This window comes from Longimicrobiales bacterium, assembly GCA_035764935.1.
Classification (GTDB): domain Bacteria; phylum Gemmatimonadota; class Gemmatimonadetes; order Longimicrobiales; family RSA9; genus DASTYK01.
The window spans coordinates 1-12,529 of sequence record DASTYK010000093.1 but is presented as its reverse complement, the minus strand read 5'-3'; the positions used below and the strand labels follow the sequence as shown (position 1 = coordinate 12,529).

Genomic DNA, 12,529 nt, shown 5'->3' with positions numbered 1-12,529 from the left:
GGGCGGAAATGGCTGAGCGCCTGCGCCTGGACGCGCCGCCCCGCGAGATCGCGATCGTCATGCTCTCCGCGCTCGGTGATGCGGTGCACGTGCTGCCGGTGGTGACCGCATTGAAGCGCGCCTGGCCGGACACCCGCATCACCTGGGTCATCCAGCCCGTGCCGCACCGCCTGGCCATGCATCATCCGGGTGTCGACGAATTCATCCTGTTCCGCCGTCGCCGGGGCGCGGATGCGTGGCGCTCGTACGCGGAGCTGCGCAGTGCGCTCGCGGGACGTCGGTTCGATCTCGTGCTCAACCTGCAGGTCTACATGAAGGCCGGCCTGATCACGGGCATGATGCCGTCCGATGTGAAGGTCGGCTTCGACCGCAGGCGCGCGCGCGACCTGAACTGGCTGTTCACGACGCACCGCGTTCCGCCGCGCCCGCTCGGCCACGTGCAGGATGCGTATTTCGAGTTTCTCGAGTACATCGGTGTCGAGCCGCATCCCGCCGACTGGAACATCGCGTTCAGCGCACAGGAGCGCTCGGCACAGCAGGATTTCTTCGCCGGCATCGACCAGCCCGTGTGCGCACTCGTCGTCGGTACCAGCAAGCCGCAGAAGAACTGGCTGCCGGAGCGGTACGCGCAGGTGATCGACGCACTGACGCACGATCACGGCATGCGCTGCGTGCTCGTGGGTGGACCGAGCCCGATCGAGCGGGAAGCCGCCGCCGGGATCGGCGAGCTGGTGCGCTCCCCGGTCGTGGATGCACTGGGCGACGACGTGGGCCGGATGATGTGGCTGCTCGATGGTTCGGACCTGGTCATCAGTCCGGACACGGGACCGCTGCACATCGCGCGGGCGCTCGAGCGCCCGGTGGTCGGGCTCTACGGCTACACGAACCCGAAGCGCTACGGCCCCTACCGCATGTTCGAGGACCTGGTCGTGGACGGCTATGCGCGCCATCCCGGCGAGGCGTACGAGCCGACGATGGAGTACCGGCCGGACGGGATGCAGCGGGTGAGCGTCGAGGACGTGCTCGAGAAGGCGGCGCTCGCCCTCGCGCGGTACGTACCGCACCAGCGCGGCTCAGCGGGGTAGTCAGCGGCCATGTCGACCACCTCCGCCGCCGCGGACCTGCGGCTGTACCGGCGCCTGCTCGGGTACCTGCGGCCGCACATGCCGCTGGTCGTTGCCGGGTTCTTCGCCACGCTCGCCTTCGCGGCGCTGGACGCGTTCAGCTTCGTGATGCTGATCCCGTTCCTGCGCACGCTGTTCGAGCCGGACCAGGCGGTCGACTACAGCGAGATCGGGGCGGAGATCGGCTGGCTGCTGGAGAACACGATCGGCCAGGTCGTGCACACCGGCCTTTCGCGCAGCGACATGCTCCTGCGCGTGAACCTGTTCATCCTGGCGATCTTCGGGCTCAAGAACGTATTCGACTTCCTGCAGACGTACATCGTGGTGCGGCTGGAGCAGTCGATCGTGCGCGACATGCGCAATGCCGTGTACCGCCACCTGATCGGCCTCGACCTGCGCTTTTTCGGCCGCACACGCGGCGGCCAGATCGTGTCGCGGCTGATCAGCGACGTCGATCAGCTCAGGCTGCTGCTGACGCGGAACCTGTTCAAGCTGCTGACGTCCACCTTCCAGGTGATCATCCTGGTGGGCTCGCTGCTGCTGATCTCGGTTCGCCTCACACTGATCGCGCTGGTCGTGCTGCCGCTGCTGTTCGGTGTCTGGGGGCGCCTGCTGCGGCGGCTCAAGCGCGGCGACCGGACGGTGCTGAACCTGGCGGGGGAGGTAACCGCACACCTGCAGGAAACGACAGGCGGTGTGCGCCAGGTCAAGGCGGCAGCGGCGGAGCATTACGAGGCCGAGCGGTTCCGCGACCTGACACAGCGCTACTTCAAGGCGCACGTACGCAACGAGCGGGTGCGCGCCCTCGCGAGCCCGCTCTCCGAGATGATCGGCGCTATCGGCACGGTGCTGCTGCTCTGGTACGGTGCGCGTATGGTGCTGATCGAGGGCGCCATCGATGCCGCCACGTTCATCGGCTTTCTCGCGCTCTCGATGAAGATGTACCAGCCGGCCAAGTGGCTGTCGAAGTTCCCGTCGCTGGTCGGGCCGGGTGTCGTCGGGACGGAACGCGTCTTCGAGTTCCTGGACACGCCGGTCGAGATGACGGACGCTGCCGATGCGCGGCCGTTCACCGGTGTGCGCGATTCGGTGCGTTTCGACGATGTCGGCTTCTCGTACGCCGGCAGCGACATGGTGCTGCGCGACATCAGCTTCGAAGCGAAGGCGGGCCAGGTCGTTGCACTCGTCGGGCCGAGCGGTGCGGGCAAGACCACGCTCGTCGATCTCGTTGCGCGCTTCTACGATCCGACGGAGGGCGTGATCACGATCGACGGCGTCGATCTGCGCGACTACGGCATCCGCTCCTTCCGCGAGCGGCTCGGCATCGTGACGCAGGAGAGCTTCCTGTTCCACGACACGGTGCGCGCCAACATCGCCTATGCCCTGACAGACTCGACACAGGAGCAGGTCGAGGCGGCCGCGCGCGCCGCCAACGCGCACGACTTCATCATGCAGCTGCCCGAGGGCTACGAAACGATTCTCGGGGAGCGTGGCACACGCCTTTCCGGGGGCCAGCGGCAGCGGATCGCGATCGCGCGTGCGATCCTGCGTGATCCGCCGATCCTGATCCTGGACGAGGCGACGTCCGCACTCGATTCCGAATCGGAGCGGCTCGTGCAGCAGGCCATCGAGCAGCTTCTCGAAGGGCGCACCGTGTTCGTGATTGCGCACCGTCTGTCCACCGTGCGGCATGCCGACCAGATCCTGGTGATGCGGGAGGGGCAGATTGTGCAGCGCGGCACGCACGACGAGCTGCTGGCAGAGGGCGGGCTGTATGCGCACCTGCACCGGCTTCAGTTCCGTGACGACGAGGCACCGGCGGGAGTGCCCTGATGCGCGTTCTGCACGTGGACACGGCGCACGACTGGGGTGGCGGGCAGAACCAGGTCCGTCTCCTGGTGGAGCGGCTGGCTGCACAGGGCGTCGAGCAGCTCTGCATCTGCAGGGCGGGCAGCGAGCTGGACCGCAGGCTCCGCAGTGAGTCACTGCCCGCGGAAGCGGTGTCGATGACGAGTCCGGTGGAGTTCGGTCGCCACATCTATGCGCGTGCCAGGGACTTCGACATCGTGCACGCCCACGATGCGCTGGCGCTGCGCGCATCGATCATCCCTGCACGCCTGCGCAGGCGGCCTCTCGTCGCGACGCGCCGGACCATGTCGCGTACCGGGCCGCGCCCCTGGCGACGCCCGCAGCGCGTGATCGCCGTCTCCGATGCGGTCGCGCACCGGCTGCGAACCGTGGGCGTGCGGCCCGAGCGGATCCGCGTCATTCCATCGGCGATCGACGTCGACGAGGTGATCGGCCTGCCACCGGCATCGCCCACGCTGCGCGAACGGCTGCTGATCGCGCCGGACGCGTTCGTCGTGGGCAATGTCGGCCCGCTGCTGCCGGTGAAGCACCAGGTGCTCATCCCGCGCATTGCCGCACGGCTGCGCAACCTGCACTGGGTCATCATCGGTGAGGGGTCGGAGCGGCCGGCGATCCTGGCGGCGATCAAGGCGCATGGTGTGGGGCCGACCGTGCGACTGCCGGGTCGTCTGCCCGACGCACGCCGCTACCTGCAGGAGCTGGATGCATTCATCTTCCCGTCCGTCGACGAGGCGCTCGGCACGAGCGTGCTGGACGCGATGGCACGCGGCGTCCCGGTCATTGCCGCGGACAGTGCCGGCCCCGCGGAGATCCTGCGCCCGATCCACGATCTCACCGGCGTCTCGCTCTTCCCGCCCGACGATGCGGACGCCGCCGCAGAGCACATCGTGCGCATTCGCGACGATCCCGCACTCCGCAAGCGTGTGATCGGGCTGCAGAACCAGCGCGTGCGCGACTTCCGCATCGAGCGGCTCGTGGAATCGACACTGCGTGTCTATCACGAGGTGCTGGCCGGACGATGAAGCCGCGCCTCAAGCACCGGCTCGAGTACGGGGCGTTCCGCACGGCGCTCGGTGCGTTGAATGCTCTGCCGCCTGCTGTCGCGCGCTCCGTCGGCGCCGGGGTCGCGTCGCTGGGGCACCGGCCGTTCCGGATCCGTGCCGACCACGTCCGCCAGAACCTCGCACGCGCGTTTCCCGAGCAGACCGAAGCGTGGCGGCGCGAGATCGCAGCGCAGTCGTATGCGCACCTCGGTCGCGAGATGATCGCGATGATGCAGCTGTCGCGCATGTCGCCCGACGAGCTGATCGCAAGTACCGAGGTCGTGGACTACGAGCGGATCGGCCGCATGGTGCGCGCGAGCGAGGGTGGCACGGTCGTGGTCGGCGGCCACTTCGGCAACTGGGAGATCGGCACCGCGACCATGGCCGCGCGCGGCTATCCGGTGAACCTCGTCGCGCAGCGACAGACGAATCCGCTGTTCGACGAGTACCTGGTCGACGCCCGGCGACGTCTGGGGATACGGGTGATCGAGCGGCGGCAGGCGCCCCGACTGGGGCTGCGCGCCCTGCGGCGCGGCGAGATCCTGGTGTTCGGCGCCGACCAGAACGCGGGGCGGAACGGCATCTTCGTGCCCTTCTTCGGCCATCCAGCCTCCACCCACCGCGGGCCGGCCCTGCTCGCGCTCCGGGCGCGGGCGTTGTTCTTCCTGGCCGTGCCGCTGCGCGTCGAGGACGGCCGCTGGCGGGTGGAACTGGAGCAGATCGAGTATGACCCCGAGGGCGACGTCGACGAGGTCGTTTACCGCATCACGGCTGACTTCACTGCCCGGCTCGAGGCCGCGGTGCGTCGCACTCCCGGGCAGTACCTCTGGCACCACCGGCGGTGGAAGACCCGCCCGCGGCCAGGGCAGGAACCGCCGCCAGCCTCACAGGTATAGGTTGGGGGCGTTGCCCCGCTTATCTTTGCGACGCTGGCTGCGCCGGTGCTGCGGCCGCTCCCGCCATGACGGCGGTCGAGCGCGCGCGCCGCGCACAATTGCGAATCAGATCCCGGAAAACATTTGATTTACCTCTGCATCCCGGCGCACAACGAGGAGCAGACCGTAGGCGTGGTACTCTGGAAGATCCGCCAGGTCCTGACCGAGTTTCCCCGCGATTACCAGATCCTCGTCGCCGACGACGCCTCGACCGACCGTACCGCCGAAGTCCTTGCCCCCTACGCCCGCGTGCTGCCGCTGACGTTGCTGCGCACGCGCGAGCGCCGCGGATACGCAGCATCGCTGGAGCTGCTGCTGCGCGAGGCCGCCGCACGGTCACCCTACCCGAAGCGCGACACGATCGTCACGCTGCAGGCCGACTTCACCGACGAGCCGGAAGACATCGTTCCGCTGGTCAAGCGCATCGAGCAGGGTGCGGACATCGTCGGCGGCACGCGCGCCAGCGACCGTCGCCCGGAGCTGCTCGAGCGCTGGCTGCTGCGCTGGCAGCAGGCCATGCTGCGACGCATCCAGTGGCCCGAGAACGCCGGCGATCCGCTCTCCGGCTTCCGCGCCTATCGCGTCTCGGTCATCACGCGGGCCCTGGAGGAAGCGGGCGAGAACCGGCTCCTGACGTGGGACGGTCAGGCAGCGGATGCCGAGCTGCTGCGCGTGACCGCGCCGCACGCCCGGCGCGTCGAGTGCATCGACCTGGTGCACCGTCCCGACCGGCGTCAGCGGCCGACCCGCACGACGACCTGGGAGCGCACCAGGGCACTGCGCAGCTTCACGCGCGGCAGACAGCCGGAACAGACGATCCCGCTCGCTGCACTGGCGCCCGAGACCGTGCCGCCACCGCGACCGCTCGAGGTCGAGCGGGCGCGCCGCTCCGAGGCGGCGAGCAGCGCACCTGAGCCCCGGCGCCGGAACGGCCGCGGCCGCAGCAGCACGCGCCCCGGTACCGCCCGCACCGAGCGAGGTGGCGAGCGCAAGCGTGAGCGCCCGGACACAGAGCAGCGTACGACGTCGCCACGCAGCACCGGAGCCTCCGCCACGTCGCGCCGGCGCAAGCGCGGCGGCGTGACGGATTCCGGCCCGGGTTCGGCGCCTCGACAGGCGAAGCGGGGCGCCTCGCCAGAAGACGTCGCGCAGGATGCCGAAGTCGCGGCACCTGCCGCAGCAGCACAGGGTAGTGAAGGCACCTCGTCGGCGGAGGCGGGCGCAGAGGCGCCGAAGAAGAAGCGCCGTCGCCGCCGTCGCAAGCCGGCCAGTCAGCGCCAGGGGGCGCAATCGCCGGAGCAGAATGCGGGTGGAGATGCTGTCGAGGCGGGTGCCGGGAGCGCTGCTCAGCCGGAGGCCGAGGGGGGCACTGACGCTGTAAGTCAGGGTATAACAAACGGTTCCGCCGATGATGGCGGGACGGGCGCGCCGAAGAAGCGACGCCGGCGCGGAGGCCGCAGGGGCGGTCGCGGCCGGCGTCGGAAGAGCGGCGCAGAGGCCCAGGGCGAGGCGACGGCCGAGGGATCGGAACCGGCCGGAGCCGGCGGCGCGGCAGAACCTGCGGCCGTGGGCGGCGAGCCCAACGGAACTCATTGAGGCGGGACGGGAGCCATGAAGCGGATCGCAACCTTTGGAGTTGTGGCACTGGTCGCACTGGCGGGTGGCGCCGACGCACAGTCGGCGCGCGACGTCGCTGCGCTGGAGCCGCTGCCGGCTGCGTCCGCGGTGCCGTTCGGTCCGGGCGAGCAGGCGACGTACCAGGTCAAGCTCGGGCTGTTCGGCGACGTGGGTGAGGGGCGGCTCGCAGTCGGCAAGCTGGACACGGTGCGGGGCGAGGAGACGTACCACCTGCAGATGCACCTGAAGGGTGGTGTGCTGTTCGCGAAGGTCGACACGAAGTACGAGTCGTGGTTCGACACGGACGAGCTGATCTCGCGCCGGTTCCACCAGGACCAGCACGAGGTGAACTACAAGCGGAAGCGCACGTTCGACTTTTTCCCGGAGGAGATGCGCTGGGAGATGTCCAACGGCGAGACGGGCGAGCTGCCGACCGACATGCCGCTCGACGACCTGTCTTTCCTCTTCTTCGTGCGGACGCTGCCGCTCGAGGTGGGCAAGGAGTACCGGTTCAACCGCTACTTCCAGGACGACGGCAACCCGGTCCGGCTGAAGGTGCTGCGCACGGAGACCGTGAAGGTGCCGGCCGGCACGTTCGAGACGATCGTGGTGCAGCCGATCATCCGCTCCAAGGGTCTGTTCAGTGAGGGTGGCCAGGCGGAGGTGTACTTCACGAACGACAGCAATCGCGTGCTCGTGATGCTGAAGTCCAAGGTGAAGATCCTGAAGTCGCTGGACCTGCTGCTCGAGGAGTACACGCCGGGCGCACCGCTGCAGGCGTCGACGGCAACGGCATCTGCCGCACTGGCCGGCCATTGACGGAGCGCCGGGCAGCAACTGACGCCGCCGACAGCGTCCGGCCGGAGTCGGAACACGCTGACGATCCGGTCGCGGCCGCTCTCGCTGAAATCGACGTGACACGGATCCGGACGGTCCCACTCGCGGCGCGCGCCAACAAGGTGCGCGCCGCCGAGTTTGCGCAGCCGCCGGGCGAGACGCGCAGCTTCGGCGCGTTCATCGACTCACTCCCCGACATCCTGCAGTCCCGCAGCCTGCTCGCCGTGGCGGATGCCGTGGCAGACGCCGCACGCAACGGTCGCGGCGTGCTGTGCATGTTCGGCGGTCACGTGATCAAGACCGGCCTCGCGCCGGTGCTGATCGACCTCATGCAGCGGGGCGCGGTCACGCACCTCGCCTGCAACGGCTCGGCAGTGATCCACGACTACGAGGTCGCGCGTTTCGGCGCGACCAGCGAGGACGTCGAGGCAGGACTCGCCGACGGCACGTTCGGCATGGTCGAGGAGACCGGCCGCGAGATGAACGACGCGATCGTGCGCGGCCATGCGGAGAACCGAGGGCTGGGCGAGTCGCTCGCGATTGCGCTGGAGCAGGCACCTCTGGAAGCTCCTGACTATTCCCTCCTCCTCGCCGCGCGCCGACTGGGGGTGGGGGTGACGGTCCATGCGGCGCTCGGTGCCGAGATCATCCACCAGCACCCAGCCGCGGACGGCGCCGCGATCGGTGCGACCAGCATGCGTGACTTCCGTCGACTCGCGGAGTACCTGCCCGCGATCGAAGGCGGCGCGGTGCTCAACCTCGGCTCGGCCGTCATCATGCCCGAGGTGTTCCTCAAGGCGCTCACCATGAGCCGCAACGTGCACGATGGCGCACCGCGCAAGTTTGCAGCGGCCGACTTCGACATGATGCGTCACTACCGGCCGCGCGTGAACGTGGTGGAACGTCCCACCAGGAGTGGTGGCGGCGTCGGCTACCAGATCACGGGGCACCACGAGATCATGGTGCCGCTCCTGGCGTGGGCGGTGGTCGAGCGGCTCGGCTGAGCGTTTTTTTCTACCACAGAGCACACTGAGGGCGCAGAGAACTGCCACTGAGGATTCGACGTGGTTCGTCGGGTTCGCGGCAGCGTCGGATTCCGTTCCTGATTTGTGGCCGCTATGGGACACCCGCTGGATGCACTTCTGAATCGACCGGCAATTCGACTCGTGCGGTGATCGGATCGACCCATTCTGCCTTCTTCGTCGCTTCTAGTGTCCTCGGTGCTCTCCGTGGTAGAAAAAGCCCGGCCCCAGCGGCCCGGAAATCGCATCCTCCACACCCCGCAGAACCCGCGAAAAGTCATTCTGACACATCGGTGTGGAGGTGGATACAATGGCCAGGATTCCCAGGCTCGATCGGGGCGTGCTGTCGGAGGAGAACAGCAGCCGGCGTGAGGAGCTCATCGAGCTGTTGAAGCAGGCGTACTGGATGGAGATGGAGACCGTGATGAGCTACATCGCGAACTCCGTCAATCCGGATGGTCTGCGTGCGCAGGAAGTGATCGAAGCGCTCGAGGAGGACATCCAGGAGGAGCTGGGGCACGCGCAGCAGTTTGCGAAGCGCATCAAGGAGCTGTGGGGTGTGGTGCCGGGCTCGCTGGAGTTCAAGGCGTCACAGGAGTTCCTTCAGCCGCCCACCGTGCAGACTGATATCGTGCATGTGATCAGGGGTGTGATCGAGGCGGAGAAGGGCGCGATCAATCATTACAGCCGCATTATCGAGTTCTGCGAGGAGCTCGACTACGTCACGCAGGACATGGTCATCGCGATCCTCGGCGACGAGGAGGCGCACCTGCGTCTGTTCGAGGGGTTCCTGCGCGAGCTGGAAGGCGAGAAGAAGAAGTAGGCACACGCGCGCTGCGGCAGGAGACGATCAGTTTCCTGCCGCAAGCGCCGGCGTGTTGATCCCCGCATCGAGCGGAAAGCGCAGCAGCTCGCGAGCGGCCAGGTCGAGCGCATAGACGAAGTGGTCGCGGGCGAGCGCGAGTCCATAGAACTCCGCGCCCGGCCGGCGGAACACCAGGTGCTGCTGCCCGCGCTGGTCGATGCGCAGGATGCGCCCGCTGCCGCCGCGCTCCGCGACGAACACCGTTCCGTCCGGCGTCGCCGTGAGAGCGACGAACCTGCCGATACCGAATCCCGTCGGAATCACGGAGTACTCGCCGTCCGGCTCGATGCGCAGCAGGTTGCCGTCGTAGCTCGCGGCGTACACGATGCCGGTGCCGTCGCTCGCGATCTGATAGATGCGTGCGGGCAGCTCGGTATACGTCGTGACCTGTCGTGTCGCGAGATTCACGCGCAGCAGCCGGCCGCTCCATTCGGCTACGAGCAGATCACCGTCCGGCAGCTCCGTCAGGCCGTACGCGGGGTCCCCACCGACATCCTCGACGACCAGCTCTGCATCGCCGTTCGACGAGATGCGATAGAGCATGTTGCGGCCGCGCGCGCGTGCGAGCACGTGCGCGCTGCCATCGGCGTGCATGACGGGTGCGTAGAGCGCGTCGGCGGGCAGGCGCACGAGCGTGGATGGGTGTGTGTCGCCCTCACGCAGCGTGAGCATGCGGGGGCGCGGGCGCATACCGAGCGGATCCCAGCCGTAACTCGCCTGCAGGATTCTGCCCGTGCCGACAGCCAGCCCCCAGCTCCAGGGCAGCTCGGTCGCGACCGTCTGCCCGATCCCGGTGCTCGCCACGTACATGCTCACCGGAAGTGCAGCGAGCTGTCGACGCTCGCCGTCGCGGATGTAGACGGTGTCGCCATACAGGCCGGGCTTCAGGCCGGACGGGTCGGCGCGCAACTCGATCTCGCTGTCCTGCTCACTCACGCGCAGCCAGCGGGCGCGTGTGCGTGCATGCCACTCGACGTCGCCGCCTTCCGTGCTCACACCGACCCGCTGCGTGATCGGAACGCTTCCGGCCCGCGCCGTGATGCGCACGCCTTGCTGCGAGAGAAGAACCGTGGGCGCCGCGTAGCCGACCGCCACCTTGGCCGTGATCACACCAGCGTCGTCTTCGACGATGGCGGAGATCGCGAAACCGCCACGGACCGGAGCAATGAAGGCGCTGCGCTCGGAGGCACCGGGGTACGTGTCGCTCTGTGAGCCACCCAGGCCGCCGACCAGCGTGATCGATGCATCCGCAGGCACGATGCGCACGGCTGCGCGTCGCTCATCGACGTTCCAGGCGCCGATCTCGGCACGCTCGGGATCGATACGCCAGGCGAGCAGCCCGTGGCCGGGGATGAAGCGATCGGAACCCTTCCGCTGGCGGTTCTCGAACAGCAGGTAGCTGCCGTCACCGTGGTCGTACCGCTTCACGACACGGGCGTCGACGACCGGATCCAGCGCCAGCGACTCGCCCGGCTTCAACCAGTCGACACGAACCCAGCCGAGCTGCTCCTTGGCCCACGCACCCGGGTGCGCCGGTGAGAAGGGCGCAGCGTGCGCACCGGTGCCCATGAGCCCCCAGGCGCCAATGCCCTGCGAGGAGCCGTCGTAGTCATACAGGTCAGGCAGGCCGAGCGCGTGTGCCGTCTCGTGCGCGAGCACGCCAATGTGCAGCGGCTGGCAGCTGCCCGGCTGGTGCGCCGGCAGGATCACGTAGTCGGCGATCCGGATCCGCTCGCCGGACGGAGTGCGGTCACGCGTGGTGAACGGCTCCATCGCCGCACGGTGCGGCCAGATGCCGCCGGCGCGGCCGTCACCCTTGCACTCGGTGGCGTACAGGAACGCGACGAAGTCGACGTAGCCGTCATCGTCGCCGGAGTTCGGAATCCCGTCGGGGCCGTCGTTGTCGAACTCGCCGAAATCGAGCATCGAATCGGCAATCGTCAACGCCTCGGTACGCAGGTCGCCGATGCGTCCGAAGCTGCCCCACCCGTACATGCTGCGGGAGAGATAGCTCGACGCCGTGCCGCTCAGCTTGACCCAGGGAGCGACGATGCCGGTGACCTCCAGCAGCCCGCCGGAGACTTCGCGCCAGTAGTCGCTGTAGCTCACCGTGTCGCCGCTGCTCGGGCCGAACAGGCGCTCCGCAAGCACCGTGTGCGGGAAGGGCTGCGGGACATCGAGGTAGCGAACGGGGATGACGGGCACCCGCAGCGTGCCGGTCACCGCAGCCGAAAGGGCAGCAGCCGAATCGGGTGCGAGACCGTCCAGCTCGCCGGCGGCCAGGAGCTTGGCGCGCCGGATGCGCACGCTCTCCGTCCGTCGCAGCCAGGCACGGCTGAACTCGAGCGGGGCGGCCGGGCGTGCGTCCGCAAGGCCCGCGATCTCCGCGGGCGGCTTGATGTCGCTCCACGGAGCCGGCTGGCTGCGCTGCGCATGCGCGCTCGCAGTGAGGGCGAAAGGCAGAACTGCCGCAAACGCCAGGAGATGACGCAGCCTGCAGCCCGCCCGAACGGGACGCGGTCGAATGGCTCGCTCCTTCGCGAACCGGCGCACGCGGGCATCCGCGTACACCGCTGGTCAGAATGTCTGGATATCGAAGAGAAAACCCGGCTGGGCCGGACTCATCGCCTGCTCGTGGGCGCGGCCATGGCCGCTATGTACAAGTATTGGCCAATTCACTGCCCAGAGCAAGGGCCGGATCGTGTAACTGCCGCTGTGAGCCGGGCTTGACCGCAGTATCGCGTTTCCTATATTTGAAGGCTCGGCGGCAGCACGCGCCGACACGCCCCCATCGTCTAGTGGCCTAGGACATCTGGTTCTCAGCCAGAAAACCGGGGTTCGATTCCCCGTGGGGGTATGGGTACGCAGGGACGGCGCGTTGGTCGCTGGCACCGCAGGGCACAGTCAGTCGAGGTCGCATAGCTCAGTTGCCTTCGGCGACTTCGCAGGTTGGGACAGTACTGGTGCGTTGGTCGCCGGAACCGCAGGGCACAGGTTGGTGAGGTCGCATAGCTCAGTTGCCTTCGGCGACTTCGCAGGTTGGGACAGTACTGGTGCGTTGGTCGCTGGAACCGCAGGGCACAGTCAGTCGAGGTCGCATAGCTCAGTTGGTTAGAGCGCACGGTTCACATCCGTGAGGTCGTAGGTTCGAGTCCTACTGCGACCATGAGGTAAACGGAATCCCCACAACGGTCAGCCGCTGTGGGGATTCGTGCAT

Annotated in this window: 9 protein-coding genes and 2 tRNA genes; 10 read left to right on the top strand and 1 reads right to left on the bottom strand. The window is 68.2% G+C overall.

All coding sequences use genetic code 11. The features are described from left to right. Positions 1-8: 8 nt before the first annotated feature. The 8 genes from VFU06_07535 (at position 9) to VFU06_07500 (ending at position 9,270) form a co-directional block, all read left to right on the top strand. Entirely contained in the window at positions 9-1,085 is a 1,077-nt protein-coding gene (locus VFU06_07535) for a glycosyltransferase family 9 protein (protein ID HEU5209245.1), read from the top strand. A gap of 9 nt (positions 1,086-1,094) precedes the next feature. Next, entirely contained in the window at positions 1,095-2,957 is a 1,863-nt protein-coding gene (locus VFU06_07530) for an ABC transporter ATP-binding protein (protein ID HEU5209244.1), read from the top strand. Further along, positions 2,957-4,015 carry a glycosyltransferase gene (locus VFU06_07525; protein HEU5209243.1) on the top strand — a complete coding sequence of 353 codons (1,059 nt, stop codon included), beginning with the start codon at positions 2,957-2,959 and terminating at the stop codon, positions 4,013-4,015. The genes VFU06_07530 and VFU06_07525 overlap by 1 nt, the downstream gene beginning before the upstream one ends. Next, entirely contained in the window at positions 4,012-4,932 is a 921-nt protein-coding gene (locus VFU06_07520) for a hypothetical protein (protein ID HEU5209242.1), read from the top strand. Before VFU06_07525 ends, VFU06_07520 begins: the two co-directional genes overlap by 4 nt. 123 nt (positions 4,933-5,055) lie before the next feature. Continuing rightward, complete coding sequence (locus VFU06_07515) at positions 5,056-6,567, top strand: glycosyltransferase (protein ID HEU5209241.1); 1,512 nt, start codon at positions 5,056-5,058, stop codon at positions 6,565-6,567. Positions 6,568-6,582: 15 nt separating this feature from the next. Beyond that, positions 6,583-7,407 (top strand): DUF3108 domain-containing protein, encoded by an 825-nt coding sequence (locus tag VFU06_07510; protein HEU5209240.1) that lies wholly within the window; start codon positions 6,583-6,585, stop codon positions 7,405-7,407. A 95-nt stretch (positions 7,408-7,502) separates the two neighbouring features. Next, complete coding sequence (locus tag VFU06_07505; protein HEU5209239.1) at positions 7,503-8,429, top strand: hypothetical protein; 927 nt, start codon at positions 7,503-7,505, stop codon at positions 8,427-8,429. A gap of 328 nt (positions 8,430-8,757) precedes the next feature. Further along, complete coding sequence (locus VFU06_07500) at positions 8,758-9,270, top strand: ferritin-like domain-containing protein (protein HEU5209238.1); 513 nt, start codon at positions 8,758-8,760, stop codon at positions 9,268-9,270. A gap of 27 nt (positions 9,271-9,297) precedes the next feature. Here VFU06_07500 and VFU06_07495 read toward each other — a convergent pair whose 3' ends face one another. Next, complete coding sequence (locus tag VFU06_07495; protein HEU5209237.1) at positions 9,298-11,865, bottom strand: M6 family metalloprotease domain-containing protein; 2,568 nt, start codon at positions 11,863-11,865, stop codon at positions 9,298-9,300. A 231-nt stretch (positions 11,866-12,096) separates the two neighbouring features. Between VFU06_07495 and VFU06_07490 the strand changes: the two genes are divergently transcribed. Together VFU06_07490 and VFU06_07485 are read left to right on the top strand one after the other, a co-directional pair. Then, positions 12,097-12,169 (top strand) — tRNA-Glu (locus tag VFU06_07490). A gap of 235 nt (positions 12,170-12,404) precedes the next feature. Next, positions 12,405-12,478: transfer RNA gene (locus VFU06_07485), tRNA-Val, on the top strand. Positions 12,479-12,529 lie beyond the last annotated feature (51 nt).

Excerpts from the sequence above, each read along its gene's own strand:
- VFU06_07500 (HEU5209238.1), top strand. The coding sequence starts at position 8,758 with ATGGCCAGGATTCCCAGGCTCGATCGGGGCGTGCTGTCGGAGGAGAAC.
- VFU06_07535 (HEU5209245.1), top strand. The coding sequence starts at position 9 with ATGGCTGAGCGCCTGCGCCTGGACGCGCCGCCCCGCGAGATCGCGATC.
- VFU06_07510 (HEU5209240.1), top strand. The coding sequence starts at position 6,583 with ATGAAGCGGATCGCAACCTTTGGAGTTGTGGCACTGGTCGCACTGGCG.
- VFU06_07520 (HEU5209242.1), top strand. The coding sequence starts at position 4,012 with ATGAAGCCGCGCCTCAAGCACCGGCTCGAGTACGGGGCGTTCCGCACG.
- VFU06_07530 (HEU5209244.1), top strand. The coding sequence starts at position 1,095 with ATGTCGACCACCTCCGCCGCCGCGGACCTGCGGCTGTACCGGCGCCTG.
- VFU06_07525 (HEU5209243.1), top strand. The coding sequence starts at position 2,957 with ATGCGCGTTCTGCACGTGGACACGGCGCACGACTGGGGTGGCGGGCAG.